At 75.6% G+C, this 19,649-nt stretch carries 15 protein-coding genes; 5 read left to right on the forward strand and 10 right to left on the reverse strand.

The genetic code is table 11. The features are described from left to right. Positions 1-72: 72 nt before the first annotated feature. Positions 73-3,441, reverse strand: coding sequence for a hypothetical protein (locus tag AKI01S_RS11305; RefSeq protein WP_067814760.1), 3,369 nt, complete (start codon positions 3,439-3,441; stop codon positions 73-75). A 194-nt stretch (positions 3,442-3,635) separates the two neighbouring features. Between AKI01S_RS11305 and AKI01S_RS11310 the strand changes: the two genes are divergently transcribed. After that, the gene (locus tag AKI01S_RS11310) at positions 3,636-5,069 is read left to right on the forward strand and encodes an FGGY family carbohydrate kinase (protein WP_067814762.1); all 1,434 of its coding nucleotides are present in this window, start codon (positions 3,636-3,638) and stop codon (positions 5,067-5,069) included. A gap of 28 nt (positions 5,070-5,097) precedes the next feature. Here AKI01S_RS11310 and AKI01S_RS11315 read toward each other — a convergent pair whose 3' ends face one another. The 3 genes from AKI01S_RS11315 to AKI01S_RS11325 all read right to left on the reverse strand — a co-directional run bounded on the left by AKI01S_RS11315 (position 5,098) and on the right by AKI01S_RS11325 (position 8,417). After that, on the reverse strand, positions 5,098-5,499 hold the full coding sequence (locus tag AKI01S_RS11315) for a hypothetical protein (protein WP_067814764.1): 402 nt from the start codon (positions 5,497-5,499) through the stop codon (positions 5,098-5,100). 137 nt (positions 5,500-5,636) lie between these two features. Then, a complete protein-coding gene (locus AKI01S_RS11320; RefSeq protein ID WP_281186043.1) occupies positions 5,637-7,535 on the reverse strand; it encodes a transketolase in 1,899 nt (632 codons plus the stop codon). 15 nt (positions 7,536-7,550) lie between these two features. Continuing rightward, on the reverse strand, positions 7,551-8,417 hold the full coding sequence (locus tag AKI01S_RS11325) for a helix-turn-helix transcriptional regulator (RefSeq protein WP_067814768.1): 867 nt from the start codon (positions 8,415-8,417) through the stop codon (positions 7,551-7,553). Between the two features lie 110 nt (positions 8,418-8,527). On the opposite strand from AKI01S_RS11325, the gene AKI01S_RS11330 reads away from it, so the two are divergent. After that, entirely contained in the window at positions 8,528-9,964 is a 1,437-nt protein-coding gene (locus AKI01S_RS11330) for an MFS transporter (RefSeq protein WP_067814770.1), read from the forward strand. On the opposite strand, the gene AKI01S_RS11335 is transcribed toward AKI01S_RS11330, so the two are convergent. Continuing rightward, positions 9,942-11,123 carry a zinc-dependent alcohol dehydrogenase gene (locus AKI01S_RS11335; RefSeq protein ID WP_067814772.1) on the reverse strand — a complete coding sequence of 394 codons (1,182 nt, stop codon included), beginning with the start codon at positions 11,121-11,123 and terminating at the stop codon, positions 9,942-9,944. The two genes, AKI01S_RS11330 and AKI01S_RS11335, sit on opposite strands and share 23 nt — an antisense overlap. Before the next feature lie 153 nt (positions 11,124-11,276). Between AKI01S_RS11335 and AKI01S_RS11340 the strand changes: the two genes are divergently transcribed. Beyond that, positions 11,277-11,777: a DUF2243 domain-containing protein gene (locus AKI01S_RS11340; RefSeq protein WP_067814774.1), complete on the forward strand. Its 501-nt coding sequence runs from the start codon at positions 11,277-11,279 to the stop codon at positions 11,775-11,777. Then, complete coding sequence (locus AKI01S_RS11345; RefSeq protein WP_067814776.1) at positions 11,774-12,559, forward strand: cytochrome c oxidase assembly protein; 786 nt, start codon at positions 11,774-11,776, stop codon at positions 12,557-12,559. Before AKI01S_RS11340 ends, AKI01S_RS11345 begins: the two co-directional genes overlap by 4 nt. A 19-nt stretch (positions 12,560-12,578) precedes the next feature. On the opposite strand, the gene AKI01S_RS11350 is transcribed toward AKI01S_RS11345, so the two are convergent. Further along, positions 12,579-13,415, reverse strand: coding sequence for a S1 family peptidase (locus AKI01S_RS11350; protein WP_067814778.1), 837 nt, complete (start codon positions 13,413-13,415; stop codon positions 12,579-12,581). A 95-nt stretch (positions 13,416-13,510) separates the two neighbouring features. Between AKI01S_RS11350 and AKI01S_RS11355 the strand changes: the two genes are divergently transcribed. Continuing rightward, on the forward strand, positions 13,511-14,485 hold the full coding sequence (locus AKI01S_RS11355; RefSeq protein ID WP_067814780.1) for a Gfo/Idh/MocA family protein: 975 nt from the start codon (positions 13,511-13,513) through the stop codon (positions 14,483-14,485). A 68-nt stretch (positions 14,486-14,553) separates the two neighbouring features. Here AKI01S_RS11355 and glpK read toward each other — a convergent pair whose 3' ends face one another. The 4 genes from glpK to AKI01S_RS11375 form a co-directional block, all read right to left on the reverse strand. Then, on the reverse strand, positions 14,554-16,071 hold the full coding sequence (glpK, locus tag AKI01S_RS11360) for a glycerol kinase GlpK (RefSeq protein WP_067814782.1): 1,518 nt from the start codon (positions 16,069-16,071) through the stop codon (positions 14,554-14,556). 42 nt (positions 16,072-16,113) lie between these two features. Next, a complete protein-coding gene (locus tag AKI01S_RS11365) occupies positions 16,114-16,938 on the reverse strand; it encodes an MIP/aquaporin family protein (RefSeq protein WP_067814784.1) in 825 nt (274 codons plus the stop codon). Between the two features lie 210 nt (positions 16,939-17,148). After that, positions 17,149-18,825, reverse strand: a complete 1,677-nt coding sequence (locus AKI01S_RS11370) for a thiamine pyrophosphate-binding protein (protein WP_067814786.1) — start codon at positions 18,823-18,825, stop codon at positions 17,149-17,151. Next, positions 18,822-19,595 carry a cyclase family protein gene (locus tag AKI01S_RS11375; protein WP_067814787.1) on the reverse strand — a complete coding sequence of 258 codons (774 nt, stop codon included), beginning with the start codon at positions 19,593-19,595 and terminating at the stop codon, positions 18,822-18,824. The genes AKI01S_RS11370 and AKI01S_RS11375 overlap by 4 nt, the downstream gene beginning before the upstream one ends. Positions 19,596-19,649 lie beyond the last annotated feature (54 nt).

Consider the following 19,649-nt stretch of genomic DNA (forward strand, 5'->3'; position numbering starts at 1 on the left):
GTTCCCGGCGGTGGCCCGCGCCCGGCGGCCCGTGCCGCCCGGGGTCGAGGCGGCACGGGCCGGTCTGGCGGACTACTGAACGGCGGGATCCTGAACGGCGGGGTGGAGCTCCGCCTCGACGTTCCAGGCGTCCTGCCGGACCTCGACGTGCGGGGAACGCCGCAGCTCCTCCAGCAGCTCGCGCCAGCCGCCGTCCCAGCCCGCCGCCGCGCCGTAGGAGCCGACCAGGTTCACCGCCAGCAGGTGGGACGCCAGGTCGCCGCGCCGGACGAGCCTGCGGGCGGCGGGCCGCACCAGCGCCGGGGCGGAGCCGACCTCACGCCGGTACGGCTTGTGCCGCAGCCTGTCGCCGGTACGGGAGGCCAGCACGGGGCGGTCGCGCAGGAGGACGGCGATCGCCTCCACCTCGTCGGCGAGCTCCCCGGCGTCCGGTTCGTCGTCGAGGTACCGGTCGAGGCGGGCGGCGGCCAGGTCCACCGCTTCCTCCAGATGGAGCGGGTCGGCGGCCAGCACGGCCACCGCGCGGCGGAACAGCTCGTCGCGGCCCGGCACCGTCACGAGCACGGAACGGATGCTCCGCGCCACCCCGCCGACGCGCCGGTGGGTGCGGGGGTCGCGTTCGGCGGCCAGGAGCCGGGCCAGGACGTCGCAGACCTCCACCCCGACGACGCCCGCCCGCAGCAGCGCCCCCAGCAGCAGGGACTCCACCTCGCCCTCGGCCGCCGCCGGGTCGGCGACGGCGGCGAGCATGTCAGCGAAGCCGTCCTCGTACCAGCGCGCCCAGCTCCCGAACGCCTTGTTCACCCGGAACCGGACGCCCGGCCCCTCCGCCGCCACGACCAGCCGCCGCATCAGGGCCGCGTACCGGGGCCGGTCCCGCGGCGCGTACTCGGCCGGTGTCGCCTGGCAGAGCGCGCGCAGCATCGGCTCGCTCGCGTAGGGTCCGGCGGCCTCGCCGAGGGCGTCCCAGACGCGGGGGTCCTCGGACATGCGGCGCAGCGCGCCCGCCACGGCGATCCGGACGTCGCGGTGCAGATCCGGGTCGTTCCAGGCGCGCAGCAGCGCGTCGGCCGCGCCGGGCGGGCGGTGGCGCTCCAGCAGCCGCGCGACCTGCTTGCGGACGGTCACCTTGCCCGCAGGTCCGGTCAGCAGCCCGTCGAGCAGGCCGCCCAGCCGGGACGGCGGCAGCGCCGCGCAGCAGCCCGCGAGGGCCGCCACGGCGACGCGGGAGGCGTCACCACGGGCGCGGTCCAGCAGGACCGGCACCGCGCCGTCCGGATGGTCGACGCCGCCCAGCGCCTCCATCGCGGCCTCGGCGAGCACGACCTCGACGTGGCCGGTCCACGGCCGCAGCGCGTCCAGGCCGCCGGGCAGGCGTCCCAGGGACGTGAGCGCGGTGGCACGGGCGGCCACCGGGCGGGTCTCGTCGGCGGCGTCGGCGAGCAGCCGGTCGCGGACCAGGCGCCGCTGCGCCGGGGTCCAGCGTCCGGCGGCCCCGCCCTCGACCGGCGGTGACCAGAGGCGGGCCGCGTCCGCGAGGTTGCCCGCGGCGGGATCGGTGAGCACGCTGTCGAGCAGGCCTGTGTCGAGCAGGCCCGTGTCGAGCAGGTCGGTGCGGCGCGCGGCGACCGCCCGCCACACCTCGGGCAGCACGACGGTGGACGGGTCGGCCGCCACCAGGTCGGCCGGGTCGCCGGACCACAACGCGGCGGCCGCGCGGGCGACCGGCTCGGGAGCGGTCAGGACCGCCGCGCGCAGGTCGTCCTGGAGCTCGCCGAACGCGGCGGCGCGGCGGCCGAGGAACCGCGCGACCGCCACGGCCAACGTGAGGTCGCGTCTCTCCCGCGCGGCGCGCAGGGCCGGGAGCAGCGCCCCGAACAGGTCGCGTTCGCGCTCCCGGGGCACCGCGGGATCCCGCCGGTCCGGCCGTGGGCCTCGCCGCCGTCTCCGGCGGTAGGGATCCGGCTCGGGGTCGGGTGGGGCGAACGCCTCCGCGCCGAAGCGGACCGCCAGCCTCCCGTGGACGCCGACCGCCCAGTCGGCGAGCGCCCCGGACGGGTGGTGGCGCAGCACGCGGCCCGCCAGGGCGAGCAGTGCCCGCACGGTCGTCGGCGAGGTGTCGCGCGCCTCGGCGACGGCGGCGGCGAGGCGTTCCAGCGGTTCGGCGCACGCGTCGTCCAGCAGTCCGGGCGGGACCTTCGCGAGCACGGTGAGCAGTTCGCCCCGCAGCGGGTCCTGCTCGTTGCGGGTGCGGTCGACCAGGTCGGCCAGCAGGGCGCGCAGCCGTCCGGCGTCCCCGGTCCGCGCGGCGCACCGCACGAGCAGGGAGCGGGCGAGCCCGCGGCGGCGCGGGTCCCCGCCGAACGCCGCCGCGGCGAGCGTCCCCTCCGCCTCCTCGTACGGCAGGTGCGAGGCGAGGATCAGGGGCAGGTTCGGGTCGTCCAGCCGGGAGCGGGACGAGTGCCAGACCGAGGCGTGCCAGTCCAGGATCCGGCGCGCCTCGGCCGCCGCCCGGTCGGTGGGCAGCACGTCCAGCAGCCACCGCGCCCCGTCCCCGGCGAACCTGCCCGGGGCGCGCTCGCGCAGCCGGTCCACGACCCCCGCCCGCCGGGACGGCGGCAGCGCCGCGATCGCGGGCCGCGCGCTGTGGGGCTCGGCCGGGAGGGCCGCGCCCAGCGCCTCGTCCGGGCAGGCCCGCAGATGCCGGAGGAACGCGGACGGAACATCCCAGCGGCGGGTCCCGGGGGTGAGCGCCAGGCGCATCGTCCGCACCGGGTCCGCACCGGCCAGCGCCGTGACGGCCGCGGCGGGGAAGGCCCGCGCGCAGGCGCCGAGACGGTGGCGCTCGGCGACCTCCAGGGCCCGTTCGGGTTCGGCGCGGGCGGCCCACGCGAAGCCGTTTCCGCGTCGCCGCCACCACCGGAGGGGGTATCCGGCGCCGGTCAGCTCCCGTCCGGCCTGGTCGAGGAACGCGCCCGGGTGCCGCGCCCCGACCGCGCGCCACGCGGTGACGGCGTGGGCGAGTCCGGGCAGCTCGCGGGCGACGGCCTCGGGGCCGCACGCGGGCAGCAGCGCGGCGGCCTCGCGGTCGCCCCAGCGTTCCCGCACCAGCGGCAGCAGCCGGTCGGCGAGCGCGGAGCGGCCGCCGTGCCGCAGCGCCTTGTAGAACGCGCGGCGCAGGCCGGACGGCGCGTCGTCGAGGACGCGCGCCACCGCGTCGTCGGGGATGGGCAGGGTGCGCACCGCGCGCAGGGCGGCGCGGCGCAGGTCCATGTCGGGGCCGGACAGCACGCCCGCGACGTACGGCAGGTCGCGGGCGGCCATGGCCAGGTGGAGCGCGGTGCGGCGTTCGTAGGGGCCGCCCGCCGACAGCTCGCCGAGCAGGGCGCTCAGGTACGGGGTCCCGGCGTGCGTCCGGGCGTGCAGGGCCAGCTCCCGCATGCGTCGCGGGTGAGGCAGGGGTTCGACGTGCGCGAGAAGCGCGCTCGCAGCCGGTTCCCAGACCGGCGGGGTGGGGCTCAACGGCCCGGGCGGTGACCGCCCTTCCTGAAGATCATGCCGACGATGATGACGGATCGTCCGGCTCCCGGCAACCCCGGACGGCGCGGACGGTCCCCGCGCGTAGACTCCCGCGCATGTTCGTCGGGATCGACATCGGCACCTCGGTGGTCAAGGCCGCGGCCTTCGACCGGGACGGGCGGATCCTCGCCGTCGAACGCGCCAGGGCGCCCCTGGTCGCCGAGGGCGACCGGGTGGAGCAGGACTTCGAGGAGGTCTTCGCGGCCGTGGCCCGGGTCGCGCGGGCCGTGTGCGGCGGCCACGCGCCCGCGCTGGCCGGGATCACCGCGCAGGGCGACGGGGCGTGGCCGGTGGACGCCGCGGGGCGGCCGGTGCGGCGCGGGATCTCCTGGATGGACGGGCGGGCGGCCGGGATCGTCGGGGAGTGGATCGCCGACGGCACCGCCGAGGCGGTCTACCGGGCGACCGGCAACACCGTCTTCCCCGGCTGCGCGGCCCCGCTGCTGGCCTGGCTGGACCGGAACGAGCCCGCCGTGCTGGACGCCGCCGCGACCGCCGCCTACGTCAAGGACGTGGTGTTCCAGCGGCTCACCGGGGTGCGGGCGACCGACGTCAGCGACGCCTCGGTGCCGTTCCTCGACCCGCGCGGCCGGGACTACTCCCCCGCCGTGCTGGAGGCGTGCGGGCTCGGGCACCGCGCGGGGCTGTTCGCGCCGGTCCACGACCCGCTGCCGGGCGCGGCGGCGGTCGCCGGCGCGGTGCTGCCGGCCGGGACGCCGGTGGCCGCCGGGCCGACGGACGTGACGGCCGCGGCGATCGGCGGCGGCGTCGCCGAGCCCGGCGACGGGCTGCTCAACATCGGCACGAGCCTGGTGTGCGACGTGGTCACCGACGTGCTCGACCTGTCCGGGGAGCCGTCGGGGTTCCACTTCGCGACGGCGGAGCCGGACCGGTGGCTGCGGGTGATGGCCGCGATGGTCGGGACCGCCGGGCTGGACTGGGTCCTGGAGACCACCGGCACCTCCCACGGCGAGCTGGACGCGATCCTGGACGGCACCGCGCCCGGCGCCGGGGGCGTGGCGGTGCTGCCGTTCTTCGCGCCCTCCGGGGAGCGGTCGCCGTTCGTCGAGCCGTCCGCGCGCGCCGAGTTCACCGGCGTCAGCCTGCGCACGACCCGCGCCGAGCTGGTGCGCGCCGTCTGCGAGGGGATCGCCTACGCGGCCCGGCACCTGCTGGAGGCGGCGGGCCTGCGCGGCTCGGTGACGGTGTGCGGCGGCGGGACGGGCAGCGCGGCGTGGCTGCGGATGTTCGCCGACGTGCTGGGGCGGCCCGTGCGCGTCGCGGCGGGCCCGGAGACCGGGGCGCGCGGCGCGGTGCTCGCGGCGGCGGCCCGGCACGGCATCGACCTCGACACGGCCGCCTGGACGCGGCCGTCGGCGACGGTCGAGCCCGACCCCGGGCGCGCGGCGTTCCACGAGCGCGGCTACGCCGACCACCTGGACCGGGTGGGGCGCGCCCGGGACCGCTGGGCGGCGCGGGCGCGTCCCTGAGCCCCACGCGCGTCGGCCGGTCGCGGCGCTACCCGACGCGTTCGGCGTTGGAGTCGTAGCCTCCCCCGCCCGGGTAGACCCAGGCTCCGGTGAGGGTGCGGCCGTCGGGGCTGAAGGTGCCCCGGTAGTAGGCGGGGGATCCGCGGTCGCCGGCCCAGATGGTGAGGGTGTCGCCGTCGAGTTCGTAGGTGTAGTCGAGGGTGCTGCCGTCGTCGCCGTAGTAGCGGGACCTGATGTCGGCGCCGGGCTCGGCCGTCAGCGGACGCTCCCGTCCGATGATCTCGAAGCCGTGGGTGTCGCCCAACCGCACGTCCTGATGGAGGAAGAAGTCGTTCAGCCACCGGTAGGTCACCGTGCCCTGGTGCCCGCCGGTGATCTTCCAGGTGCCGACCAGCCGGTCCAGGGCCCGCAGCGCCGGGTCGTGGGTCATCGCCGTCTCCTTCCGGGAGGATCCCGCTTCCGCCGTCCCGCGTCGATGGGGAGAATCATCGCTCTCCCCGACCCGACGGACCAGGCCGGAGCGCCGCCGGTCCGTGGCCGCCCTGTGCCACGGACCGGCGGCGCGCGTCAGTCGGTCACCGCCAGGTCGTGGGCGGCGGCGACGATGGCGTCGGCGTCGAGTCCGGCGGCCCTGAGCTCCTGCTCGGGCGTCGCCGACCCCGGCATGGTCCGCACCGCGAGACGCGTCATGCGGGGCACCGGGCGTCCGTCGGCGAAGGCGTCCATGACCGCGTCGCCGATGCCGCCCTCGGGCCAGTGGTCCTCCACCGTGACGAACCGCCCGGTCGCGTCGGCGGCCTCGTGCAGCGTCGCGGCGTCCACCGGCTTCACCGAGTACAGGTCGACGACGCGGGCGGGCACCCCGGCGGCGGCGAGCCGGTCGGCGGCCTTCAGGGCCTCGTGCACCGTCACCCCGGCCGCGACGATGGTGACCTTGTCCTCGCCGGAGGAGCGCAGCACCCGGCTGCCGCCGATGACGAACTCCTCGTCCGGCCCGTAGACGACCGGGGTCTCGCCGCGGCTGGTGCGCAGGTAGCGGACGCCCTCGGCGTCGGCCATCGCGGCGACCAGCCGGGCGGCCTGGTTGGCGTCGCACGGGTACAGCACGGTGCTGCCGTGCACGGCGCGGAACGCCGCCAGGTCCTCCAGCCCCATCTGCGACGGGCCGTCCTCGCCGATCGCGACGCCCGCGTGCGAGCCGACCAGGTTGAGGTCGGCGCGGCTGACGGCGGCCATCCGCACGAAGTCGTAGGCGCGGGACAGGAACGCCGCGAACGACGACACGTACGGCCGCCAGCCGCGCGCCTGCATCCCGACCGCCGCCGCGACCAGCTGCTGCTCGGCGATGTACATCTCGAAGAACCGGTCGGGGTGCTCCTCGGCGAAGTGCCGGGCCTTGGTGGAGTCGCCGACCTCGCCGTCCAGCGCGACCACGTCGGCGCGGGCGCGGCCCAGGGCCGCCACGGCCCTCCCGTAGGCCTCGCGGGTGGCGACCTGGTCGCCCACGTCGAAGCGCGGCAGCTCCAGGGCACCCGGCTCGGGGCGGGCGGGGTGGTCCTTGGTGTCGGGCAGGCGGGGCTCGACCCGCAGGTTCCGGCGGCCGCCGAGCTCGGCGACCGCCTCCTCGGCGTCCGGCAGCGGCTTGCCGTGCTTGCCCTCCCGGTCCTCCACCGCGCCAACGCCCCGGCCCTTCCTGGTGCGCGCGAGGATCGCGGTGGGGCGGCCGGTGGTCTCGCGCGCCTCCCGGAAGGCGGCGTCGATCGCGGCGACGTCGTGGCCGTCGATCTCGATGGTGTGCCAGCCGAACGCCCCGACGCGCCGGGCGTAGGCGGCGGTGTCCCACCCGTGGCGGGTGGGGCCGCGCTGCCCGAGCCGGTTCACGTCGACGACGGCGGTGAGGTTGTCCAGGCCCTCGTGCCCGGCGTGCTCGAACGCCTCCCACATCGACCCCTCCGCCAGCTCGCTGTCGCCGCACAGCACCCAGATCCGGGCGGGGGTGCGGTCCAGGCGGCGGGCGGCCAGCGCCATCCCGACGCCGACCGGCAGCCCCTGGCCGAGCGAGCCGGTGGCGACCTTCACCCACGGCAGCCGGGGCGTGGGGTGGCCCTCCAGGCGGCTGCCCTCCTTGCGGAAGGTCAGCAGCTCCTCGTCGTCGATCAGCCCGGCGGCGGCGTAGAGGGCGTACAGCAGCGGCGAGGCGTGGCCCTTGGAGAACACCAGCTCGTCGTTGCCGGGGTCGTCGGGGGTCGCGGGGTTCCACCGCAGGTGCCCGGCCAGCAGCACCGCCATCAGGTCGGCCGCCGACATCGACGACGTGGGGTGCCCGGATCCCGCGGCGTCGGCGGCGCGGACCGCGTCGACCCGCAGTTGCTGTCCCAGCTCGCGGAGACGGTCGTAGTCCATGTCCCTCCTCCTCGTGTCGGCACGGACGGACCGTCCCTGCCTACCCGTCCTCGGCGGAGGGATACCCGATCGGCCTGATCAGTGGACGTGGTCGAGCACGGGCGCGCCCGGGTCGTCGATCAGCCGTTCGACGCGTTCGCGGTCCTCCCGCGACACCGGGTGGTAGACGACCATGCGGGCGCCGGGGGTGCCGGACACGTCGAAGGCGGTGGCGCGGGTGGCGACCTCCCCCACCGCCGCGTGCCGGAACACCTTCAGTCGCGTCCCCGTCTCGGCGACGTCCTGCCGGGCCCACAGCCGCGCGAACTCGGGGCTGGCCGCGCACAGCCGCCGCACGAAGTCCCGCCAGCCCGGCTCGCCCAGGTGGCGGCTGTAGCGGTGCCGGAAGGCGGCGACGAACAGCGGTCCCTCCTCGGCGAGGTTGACGAAGGGGTTGCAGCACGGCGGGAGGGTGAAGGTCATCCACAGCGTGTTGCGCTCGGCCTCGGGCGCGTTCACCAGGAACGGGAACAGGGCGGCGTAGCCCTTGTTCCAGGCGAGCACGTCGCTGCGGGCGTTGGTGACGCAGGCGGGCATCGGGTCCAGCCCGGCGAGGATGGCCGGCAGGTCCTCCGGCAGCCCGGCGGCGGGGGCGGGGCGCGGGAGCTCGGGCGTCTCGGCGAGGCGGTACAGGTGGGCGCGTTCGGCGCCGTCGAGGCGCAGCGTGCGGGCGACCGCGTCCAGGACCTGGGGGCTGGCGTTGATCGGGCGGCCCTGCTCCAGCCACGTGTACCAGGTGACGCCGACCCCGGCCAGCTGCGCGACCTCCTCGCGGCGCAGGCCGGGGGTGCGGCGGCGCGGGCCGGGCGGCATGCCCACGTCCTCGGGCGTGATGCGGGCGCGGCGGCTGCGCAGGAACGCCGCCAGCTCGGTGCGCCTGCGGTCCGGCCTGGCCGTCCGGGTCATCGTGCTCACCCCACCACCCTCGGGGATCGGCCCGGCGTGTGCCAGGTGCTGTCGGTACCAGTATCGCGGGGCTCTCGTTACGGGTACCGGAGCGCCCCGACGCTGGAGCCATGACAACGATGACCGACCGGTCGGCGTCCTCTCCTGCGGCGGCGGCCCGGCGGCCCGGCGGGGCGCTGCTCGCGGTGCTGCTGACCGGGCAGTTCATGTCCCTTCTCGACGTCAACATCGTCAACGTGGCGCTGCCGACGCTCCGCGCCGATCTCGGCGCCTCCGGCGCGGGCCTGCAACTGGTGGTCGCCGGATACGTGATCGCCTACGCGGTGCTGCTGGTCACCGGGGCGCGGCTGGGCGCCCTGGCCGGTCCGGGCCGGATGTTCCGGATCGGGGTGACCGCGTTCACCGCGGCGTCGCTGGCGTGCGGGCTCGCGCCCGACACCTGGACGCTGGTGGCGTTCCGGTTCGCGCAGGGCGCGGCGGCGGCGCTGATGCTGCCGCAGGTGATGAGCCTGATCCAGCGCGAGTACACCGGGGCGGCGCGGGCCCGCGCGCTCGGGGTCTTCTCGGCCGTGGTGTCCGGCGGGATCGTCGCCGGGCAGGTCGCGGGAGGGCTGCTGGTGGGCGCGGACGTGCTGGGCGGGTGGCGGCCGGTGTTCCTCGTGAACGTGCCGGTCGGCCTGGCGCTGATGCTCGCCGCGCCGCGCGTGCTGCCGCGCCGGGAGGAGCGCGGGGACGGCGGGCTGGACCTGCCGGGCCTGCTGCTGCTGACCCCGGCCGTGCTGGCGCTGGTGGTGCCGCTGATCCTCGGGCACGAGCTGGGCTGGCCGGTGTGGGGGTGGGTGTCGCTGGCGGCGAGCCCGGTCCTGGTGGCGCTGCTGGTCGTGGTGGAGCGGCGGGTCGCGGCGCGCGGCGGGCGCCCGCTGGTGAACCTGCGGGTGCTGCGCGCGCCGGGAGTGCCGTCCGCCGCCGCGGGGGTGCTGCTGGGACCGTGCACGTGGGCGGCGTTCCTGTTCACCACCACCCTGCACCTCCAGGGCGACCTGGGGTACGGGCCGCTGGCCTCGGGGCTGGCGTTCGTGCCGTGCGTGACGGCGTTCGCGCTGGTGTCGACGCGCTGGCAGCGGCTGCCCGAGCGCTGGCACCGGCCGCTGGTGCCGATCGGGTACGGGGTGGCGGCGCTGGGCTACCTGTTCGTCGGCCCACTGGCCGGGGGCGGCCCGGCCCACCTGCTGCTGACCGTGGTGATCGGGGCGGGCCTCGGCGTGATGCCGATCGCGATGAACGCGACGCTGGCGCACGTCCCCGCCGGGGACGCCGCCGACGGCAGCGGCCTGCTGCTGACGCTCACGCAGCTCGGCCAGGTGATCGGCATCGCGACCGTCGGGACGCTGTTCCTGACCTCGGCCGCCGGGCCGGGGTCCACCCGGCACGCCGAGTACGCGACCGGATGGGCCCTGGCGGCGGTGGCGCTGCTGACCGTGGTGTGCACGCTGCCGCCGGCGCTGCGCCGGAGGGGGCCGCGCATCACGGCTCCAGCAGGATCTTGATCGCGCCGTCCTGCTTCTTCTGGAAGATCTCGTAGGCGTGCGGGGCCCGGTCCAGCGGCAGCCGGTGGGTGGCCAGGTCCGCCACGCCGAGCGGGTCGGCGTCGTCGAGGACCAGCGGCATCAGGTCGTCGATCCAGCGTCTGACGTGCGCCTGCCCCATCCGGAGCGTGACGCCCTTGTCGAACAGCTGGAGCATCGGCATCGGGTCGGCCATGCCGCCGTAGACGCCGGACAGCGAGATGGTGCCGCCGCGCCGCACGATCTCGATGGCCTGGGTGAGGGCGGCCAGCCGGTCCACCCCGGCGCGCGTCATCAGCGGGGCGGCGGCACGGTCGGGCAGCAGCCCGGTGAGCGTCTGGGCGAGCTTGCCGACCGGTGAGCCGTGCGCCTCCATGCCGACCGCGTCGATCACCGAGTCGGTGCCGCGGCCCTGGGTGAGCTGCCGGACCGCGCCGGGGACGTCGTCGGTGACGGCGGCGTCCACGACCTCGGCCCCGTGGCGGCGGGCCATCTCCAGGCGCTCGGGCACCAGGTCCACGCCGATGACGCGGTACCCCAGGTGGCGGGCGACGCGGCAGGACATCTGCCCGATCGGCCCGAGGCCGAGGACGGTGACCGAGCCGCCGTCGGGGACGTCGGCCCACGCCACGGCCTGCCAGGCGGTGGGCAGCACGTCCGACAGGTACACGAACCGCTCGTCGGGCGGCCCCTCGGGCACCTTGACGGGCCCGAACTGGGCCTGCGGGACGCGCAGGTACTCGGCCTGGCCGCCGGGCACCTGCCCGTACAGCTTGGTGTAGCCGAGCAGGGACGCGCCGGTGCCGTGCTCGCGGTTCTGGGTGGTCTCGCACTGGGCGTACAGCTCCAGCCCGCACATGTGGCAGTGCCCGCAGGAGACGTTGAACGGGATGACCACCCGGTCACCAGGCCGGATGTGCGACACCTCCGACCCGACCTCCTCCACGATCCCCATGGGCTCGTGGCCGAGGATGTCGCCCTCCCCCATGAACGGCCCGAGCACCTCGTACAGGTGCAGGTCCGAACCGCAGATCGCGGTCGTGGTGATCTTGACGATGGCGTCGGTGGGCTCCTTGATGGCCGGGTCGGGAACGGTGTCCACGCGCACGTCGCGCCGGCCGTGCCAGGTGACCGCCTTCACGGGCTCCCCCTCTCCTCCGGGATACCGGACGAGGATCGCCCTACCCCCTGCACAACGGCGAAACGCCGCATCCGGACACCCCGGATCCGGAGACCGGGGTGTCCGGCCGCTCCTGGCGGGCAGGAGGGCCGGAGATCACTGGAAGGAGTCCGCATGACCACCTCGTCCCCGCCCCGTCCCGGGCTCGGGCTGCCGGGGGTCGTCCTCGGCGTCGGCCTGGGCGGCTTCGTCGACGGCATCATGCTCCACCAGGTCCTCCAGTGGCACCACATGCTGACCAGCGCCGGCGAGGACCGGCTGGGCCTGCGCCCCTACCCCGCCACGACGGTGTCCGGGCTGGAGATGAACACGCTGTGGGACGGGTTCTTCCACGTCTTCACCTGGGTGGCGGTGCTGACCGGGCTGGCGCTGCTGTACTCCCGGCTGAACCGTGCCGACCGCCCGGTGTGGCGCAGCCGGGCGCTGTGGGGCTGGCTGGCGGTCGGCTGGGGCCTGTTCAACCTGGTGGAGGGCGTGATCGACCACCACCTCCTCGGCGTCCACCACGTGCGCGCCGGCCCGAACCAGACCTGGTGGGACCTGGGCTTCCTGGCGCTGGGCGCGCTGCTGGTCGCCGGCGGCTGGCTGCTCCAGCGCAGGGGTGGGGCGCGGTGACCGTGGCGCACGGCGGCCACGCCCCGGCGGCCGCGCTGCTGCCGCTGGCGGCGGTCGCGCTGGTGCTCGTCGCCTACCTGGCCGCCGCGCTGCGGGAGCAGCGGCACGGCTCGCGCGGCTGGAGCGCGTGGCGCACCGCGGGCTTCTCGGCCGGCGCGGTCCTGCTGATGGTCGCGCTGGCCCCGCCGGTGGCGGCGTTCGCGCACGAGGACTTCCGGGGCCACATGCTGCAACACCTGCTGCTCGGCATGTACGCGCCGCTCGGGCTGGTGCTGGGCGCGCCGGTGACGCTGGCGCTGCGCGCGACCAGCGGGCGCGGCGGCCACCGCCTCGGACGCCTCCTCAACCGGCCCCTGGTCCACGCGCTGACGCACCCGGTGACCGCGCTGGCGCTGAACGCGGGCGGCCTGTACGTCCTGTACGCCACGCCCCTGTACCGGGCGACGACGGCCGACCCGCTGCTGCACGAGCTGGTCCACCTGCACTTCCTGGTGTCGGGCTGCGTGTTCGCCTGGGTGGTCGCCGGGCCCGACCCCGCGCCGCGCCGTCCGTCGGTGCCGTTCCGCCTGGTCGTCCTGGGTGTCGCCGTCGCCGCCCACGCCACCCTCGCGCAACTGCTGTACGCGGGGCTGCTCCCCGTCGCCGCCCCCGCCGAGCAGGTGCGCGGCGGCGCCGAGCTGATGTACTACGGCGGCGACCTCGCCGAGATCCTGCTGGCCCTGGCGCTGATGGCGACCTGGCGCCCGCGCCGGGTCGCGGCCGACCCGGCGCGGGCCGCCTAGGCCCGCCGGTGGCGGGGTGTCAGCGCCTCGCGGGCCGGGGCAGCTTGCAGCCGCGGTCGAGGCGCACGTCGTTGCCGCGGGTCAGGCAGCGCGCCAGCAGGTAGGTCTGCTGGCCGTAGCCGATGCCGCGGCGGACGGTGACCTTTCCGTTCCGGTCGACCTCGCACGGGTTGTTGAGGGTGCACCGCTCGCCGTCGGTGTTGCCGGTGTTGTTGACGCCGACCACGCGCTTGGAACGGGTGTCCACGATCGGGGAGCCGGAGGTGCCGCCGATGATGTCGCACTCGGGCGTGTAGCGGATGGAGTCCTTCCAGGTCCAGCCCGCCTCCTTCATCCGGTACGCGAAACCGTCGATCTTGCAGGTCCACGTGCGCCGCCAGTAGCCGCTGGGGATGGCGATGCGGGTGCCGGCGTGCGGGCGGGCCAGCGAAAGCTTCAGGGCGGAAACGCCGTACCGCTGCCGGATGGTCCGGTAGGTGGTGTTCAGCCGGTAGACCGTGACGTCGGTGTCGGTCATCGTGGCGTACTCGATCCGGGTCGCCCGGAGCTTGCCCAGCACGTTCCTGCCGGTGCGGTCCAGCAGGTCGAACGTGCGGCCGGACGGCCGGTCCACGATCACCTCGCCCGCCTTCGGCATGCCGGTCTCCAGGCAGTGGCCGTTGGTCATCACCAGGGCGGCGTCGGTGTCGCGGCTGAGCGGGCCGCGCACGATCGAGCCCGAGCAGTTGCTGAGGGCGACGATCCCGGTGAAGTCGACCTCGCCCTTCGTGGCGGAGGCGTGGGCGGGGGCGGCGGCCAGCAGGCCGCCGCCGGCGGTGACGGCGGCCAGCGCCGCGCCGAGCAGACGTCGGGTCATGTGACGGGAGATCCTCTCCGGTCGAGGTCAGGAGCACGGCGATGCTAGATGATCATCAGGGTCGGGGAAAGCCTCCGGGCCGTTAGGATCGGACGGTGAGTGACACACCGATCCGCTGGGGAATCCTGGGCACCGGGGGCATCGCCTCCGTCTTCACCGAGGACCTGCTGCGCCTTCCCGGGCACCGGGTCGTCGCCGTCGGGTCGAGGAGCGAGGCGACGGCCGCGGAGTTCGCCGCGCGCCACGGCGTCGCGCGGGCCCACGGCTCCTACGCCGACCTGGCCGCCGACGCGGAGGTGGACGTCGTGTACGTCGCCACGCCGCACCCCATGCACTACGAACCGGCCCGGCTCTGCCTGGAGGGCGGCCGTGCGGTGCTGGTGGAGAAGCCCTTCACCACCTCGGCCGCCGACGCCGAGGCGCTGGCGGCGCTCGCCCGCGACCGCGGCCTGTTCGCGATGGAGGGCATGTGGACGCGGTTCAGCCCCCTGGTGCGCAGGCTCGGCGAGCTGGTCGCCGACGGGGCGATCGGCGAGGTGTCGGCCGTCTACGCGGACTTCTCCATCGCCCCGGCCTACGACCCGGCCGGCCGCCTGTGGTCCGCCGAGCTCGGCGGCGGCGCGCTGCTGGACCTCGGCTGCTACCCGCTGTCGTTCACCTGGCCGCTGCTCGGCCCGCCCGACACCGTCCAGGCCACCGCCGCGCCGGCGCCCACCGGCGTGGACGCCAACACCGGCATCCTGCTCGGCTACCGGTCGGGGGCGGTGGCACTGCTGCACTGCGGGCTGATGGGCGACTCGCCGCACGCGGCGACCGTGGTGGGGTCCAAGGGCCGGATCGAGGTGGCCGGGCCGTTCTACCGGCCGGTGTCGATGACGCTGTACCGGACCGGGGCCGAGCCGGAGACGATGACCGCCGAGCTGGCCGGGCACGGCTACACCTACCAGGCCGAGGAGGTCGCTCGCTGCCTGCGCGCCGGGCTGACCGAGTCGCCGCTGCTGCCGCTGGCCGAGTCGGTGGAGGTCATGCGGGTCATCGACCGGGTACGGGAGCGCCTGGCCTCCGGGTGAGCGCGCGTGACCGGGCGTCCGGCCGCGCACGGCGGTACGGGTGACCGCGCGCGGCCGGACGGGCCGGGTCAGTCGACGTCGACCCAGCCGAAGGTGCGTTCGACGGCCTTGCGCCAGCCCGCGTAACCCTTCTCTCGCTTGTCCTCGTCCCACTGGGGGCGCCAGCGCCTGTCCTCGTTCCAGTTCTGGCGCAGCTCGTCGGTGTTGCGCCAGAACCCCACGGCCAGGCCCGCCGCGTACGCCGCGCCCAGCGCCGTGGTCTCGGCCACCACGGGACGGGACACCGGGACGCCGAGGATGTCGGCCTGCAACTGCATGCACAGCTCGTTGGCGGTGACGCCGCCGTCCACCTTCAGGACGTCCAGGGACACCCCGGAGTCCTCGCGCATCGCCTCCACCACGTCGCGGGACTGGTAGCAGATCGCCTCCAGCGTCGCGCGGGCCAGGTGGGCGTTGGTGTTGTACCGCGACAGCCCGACGATCGCGCCGCGCGCGTCGCTGCGCCAGTAGGGGGCGAACAGGCCGGAGAACGCGGGCACGAAGTACACCCCGCCGTTGTCCTCCACCTGCGCGGCGAGCGCCTCGCTCTGCGACGCGCCGGAGATGATGCCGAGCTGGTCGCGCAGCCACTGCACGGCCGAGCCGGTCACCGCGATGGAGCCTTCCAGCGCGTAGACGGGGGCCTGGTCGCCGAACTTGTAGCAGACGGTGGTGAGCATGCCCGCCTTGGAGCGGACCAGCTCGCCGCCGGTGTTGAGCAGCAGGAAGTTGCCGGTGCCGTAGGTGTTCTTGGCCTCGCCCGGGGAGAAGCAGACCTGCCCGACGGTGGCGGCCTGCTGGTCGCCGAGGTCGCCGCTCAGCGGCACCTCGCCGCCGAACGGCCCGTCGGCGCGGGTCACGCCGTAGGGGTCGGGCGCCGACGACGGCCTGATCTCCGGCAGCATCGCGCGCGGGATCCCGAAGAACGACAGCAGCTGGTCGTCCCAGTCCAGGGTCTCCAGGTCCATCAGCATCGTGCGGCTGGCGTTGGTCGGGTCGGTGACGTGCACGCCGCCGTCGGGGCCGCCGGTGAGGTTCCACAGCACCCAGGTGTCGATGTTGCCGAACACGGCCTCGCCGTTCTCGGCCGCCTCGCGGACGCCGTCGACGTTCTCCAGGATCCACTGGATCTTGCCGCCGGAGAAGTAGGTCGCCGGGGGCAGCCCCGCGCGGTGCCGGATCGTCTCGCCGCGCCCGTCGCGCTCCAGCGCCGAGGCGATCCGGTCGGTGCGGGTGTCCTGCCACACGATGGCGTTGTAGTAGGGGCGGCCGGTGCGGCGGTTCCACACGACGGTCGTCTCGCGCTGGTTGGTGACGCCCACCGCGGCCAGGTCGGACGCCTGGAGGTTCGCCTTGTTCAGGGTGGACTGCACGGTGGCGCGGGTGCGCTCCCAGATCTCGATCGGATCGTGCTCCACCCAGCCGGCCCGGGGCAGGATCTGCTCGTGTTCGAGCTGGTGGCGGGCGACCTCGTTGCCACCGTGGTCGAAGATCATGAATCGGGTGCTGGTGGTGCCCTGGTCCAGCGCACCGACGAAGTCGGCCATCCGACTCTCGCTTTCTGGGGTCGAGGGGATGAGGGGGGTCGGTCAGGGTTTCACGTCGTACTGGGGCTCGGGCCGGGTGGGGTCGGGCCGGGCCGGCTCGGGCAGGTTCCGCCCGACGAGCAGGCCGTACAGCCCGGCGCCGAGCACGCCGCCGACCAGCGGGCCGACGATCGGCACCCAGAAGTACAGGTCACCGTACTGGTCGCGCCACGCGCCGCCGTAACCGGTCAGGAACTGGGCGAGCCTCGGTCCGAAGTCGCGGGCCGGGTTGATGGCGTACCCGGCGTCGGTGCCCCACGCCATGCCGATCGCCACGACCAGGAACCCGATCACCACGGGGGCGAGGTTGGCCAGCGGGGGCTGGTTGCGCAGGTCGGTGAGGGCGACCACGACGAACAGCAGGATCGCGGTGCCGATGATCTGGTCGCGCAGCGCGCCCCAGGTGCTCACCGGCAGGGTGCCGTTGCCGGGCAGGGTGGAGAACACGCCCTGCGACTTGATGGTGTGGCCGGGGTCGAACCGGGCGAGCACCTCGGTGTAGTTCCACCGCACGACCAGCGCCGCGACGAACGCGCCCAGCGTCTGCGCCAGCATGTAGGGCGCGACCTTGCGCCACGGGAAGCCCTTGAACACCGCCAGCGCGAACGTCACGGCCGGGTTGAGGTGCCCGCCGCTGATGGTGGCCGCCACGTACACGCCGAGCGTCACGCCGATGCCCCACGCCCAGGCGATGCTGTCGTGGTCGCCGATGCCGCCCGCGACGACCTGGGCGACCACCCCCACGCCGAACAGGATCAGGATCATCGTTCCGGCGAACTCGGCGGCCATCTCCCGGCCCAGTGGGGGCAGTCTCAGCCGTTCCGCCATGTCTCCTCCTCGGGGCGGTGTGACGTGAGGCACAACTGCCGCGACGGTAAGTAGGGCACGCGAAAACGGTCAACCTGCAAGCGGTGACAACAAAACGCCAATTCGCTGGCACGCTCCAAAGGCTTGGGCCGCGCCGGAACGGGGTACTGACGGGTAGCCGTTTCCGCGGCCGGGCCGATGGCCGGTTCAGCAGCCGGTCCGGCGCCCGGTTCAGTGGCCGCGGAACGCCTCCTCCAGCCACCACGCCGGGCGTTCCCGGGTGACCTTGGCGTCCACCACCAGCGGCCGGTCGCGCGGCCCGGCCAGCCAGTCGGCGACGGCCGACAGGTCCTCGGGGCGCCGCACGGTCGCGGCGGCGCAGCCGTAGCCCCGGCCGACGGCGGCGATGTCCACGGGCGGGAACGTGACGGCGTCCAGGGCGTGCCCGCCGGGCCCGAAGTGGTGGACCTCCGCGCCGTAGGCCTCGTCGTCGTAGACGACGACCAGCAGGCCCGCGCCGAGCAGGGGGCCGAGCCGGACGGCGGTCTCCAGCTCGACGGCCGACATCAGCGCGCCGCCGTCGCCGAGCGCGGCGACCGTCAGCCGGTCGGGGCGGGCCAGCGCCGCGCCGACCGCGGTGGCCAGGCCGAGCCCGACCGACTGGAACGCCTGGGTGAACACCAGCCCGTCGGCGTCGGGGACGTCCAGGTACATGGCGGGGTAGCCCATGAAGTTGCCCGAGTCGACGGCGACGGTGCGCTCGCGCGGCAGCATCTCGTCGAGGGCGATCGACAGCACGCGCGGGTCGATGCGGCCGTCGGCGGGGTCGTCCTCGGGCGGGTGGTCGCGCCAGCGGGACTCGCGGGCCAGGCGTCCGGCCAGCTCGGGCGAGCGGTATCCGGCGGCGGCGTGGCCGCGCGCGGTCAGCTCGGCGAGGACGGCGCGGGCGGTCTCGGCGGCGTCGCCGACCACGCCGAGGTCGAGGGGGTGGTGCGCGCCGAGCGCGGCGGCGTCCAGGTCGACCTGCGCGACGGCCGCGCCCTCGCCGACCAGCGCGCCGTGCCGCAGCGTCCACATGTTCAGCGAGCAGCCCCACCCGACGATGAGGTCGGCGCCCCGGATCAGTTCGGCGGCGGCGGGGGTGGCGAAGCCGCCGCTGACGTCCAGGTCGAACGGGTCGCCGCGGAACAGGCCGCGCGCGACGGCGGAGGTGGCCAGCAGCGCGCCGCAGCGTTCGGCCAGGGCGCGCAGCGGTTCCCCGGCGCGGGCGAGGCGCGCGCCGCGCCCGGCCAGGAACACCGGCCGTTCGGCGTCGGCGAGCAGGTCGGCCAGGCGGCCGACCGCGTGCGGCGGGGGCGGCGGCAGCAACGGCACCGGCGCGCCGTACGCCAGCGACCGGTCGGTGGTGTCGGGCCCGGTGTACTCGGCGGCCTGCACGTCCAGCGGCAGCCCGAGCAGGACCGTGCGGCGCTGGGTGAGGGCGGTGCGGCAGGCGCGGGCGACGTCGGCCAGCGCCGACTGCGGGGAGTGGACGCGTTCGGGGACCGCGCCGACGGCGGTGGCGAGCGCGGCCTGGTCGATCCGGAAGTTGGAGCGGACCGCCGACGCGGCCACCTCGCCCGCCAGCACCAGCAGCGGGGTGCGGCTCTTGGCGGCCTCGGTGACGCCGGTGAGCGCGTTGGTCAGGCCGGGTCCCTGGTGGACCGACACCACGCCGAGCCCGCCGGTCAGCCGGGCGTGGGCGTCGGCCATGGTGGCGGCCCCGCCCTCGTGGCGGGCGGCCACGAACCGCGCGCCGTGGGCGACCAGGGCGTTGGTGACGTGGAAGTTGCCGCTGCCCACCACGCCGAACACGGTGTCGGCGCCGAGCCGGGCCAGCGCCGCCCCGACCGCCTCGGCGACGATCATCGTTCGACCAGCGCCAGCACGCGGGCCGGGCTGCCGGAGCCGCCGACGATCGGCAGCGGCGCGGCGACCAGCACGGCCCCGCGCGCCGGGAGGCGGTCCAGGTTCCGTAGCTGGGTGAGGCCGTACTTGTCCGCGCCGAGCAGGTAGGAGTGGCACGGGAACGGCGGCTCGAAGCCGTGCGCGGCCCCCGCGTCGGTGCCGACGGTCTCCACGCCGATCCCCTGGATCGGGGTCTCCTCGGCCAGCCACCGGGCGCACTCGGCGGAGATCCCGGGGCTGTGGGGGCCGGTCTCGTCGGCGTTGAGGAACGCCGCCTGGTCGCCCGCGCGGGCGTCCCAGCCGGTCCGGTACAGCAGCCAGCCGCCCTCGGGCAGCGGGCCGTGCGCCTTCTCCCAGTCGCGGACGTGGTCGACCTCCAGCAGGAAGTCGGGGTCGTCCGCGGCGTGCGCGGCGGCGTCCAGCACGACGGCGGGGCCGACCAGGCGGCGCGGCGCGACCTGGGAGACGTCCTCGCCGTCGCGGCCGGTGATCCAGTGCACCGGCGCGTCGAAGTGGGTGCCGACGTGCTCTCCGGTGATCACGTCGTTCCAGTACCAGGCGGGGCCCCGGTCGTCGTAGCGGCTGATCTCCCTGAGCTGGAACCGGACGGTGTTGGCGAACGGCTCGGGCAGCTGGAGGATCGGTGTGGCCGACGACAGCGGGGCCGTCAGGTCGACCACCTCGACGCTTCCGTCGGTGAGCGCGGCGAGCAGGGCGTCCAGCACGGACATGGTTCCTCCCGGGGGCGCACGGTGCACCGAACGTACCGACTCGCTCCCCGGGGG

The organism is Actinomadura kijaniata NBRC 14229 (genome assembly GCF_001552175.1).
GTDB lineage: Bacteria > Actinomycetota > Actinomycetes > Streptosporangiales > Streptosporangiaceae > Spirillospora > Spirillospora kijaniata.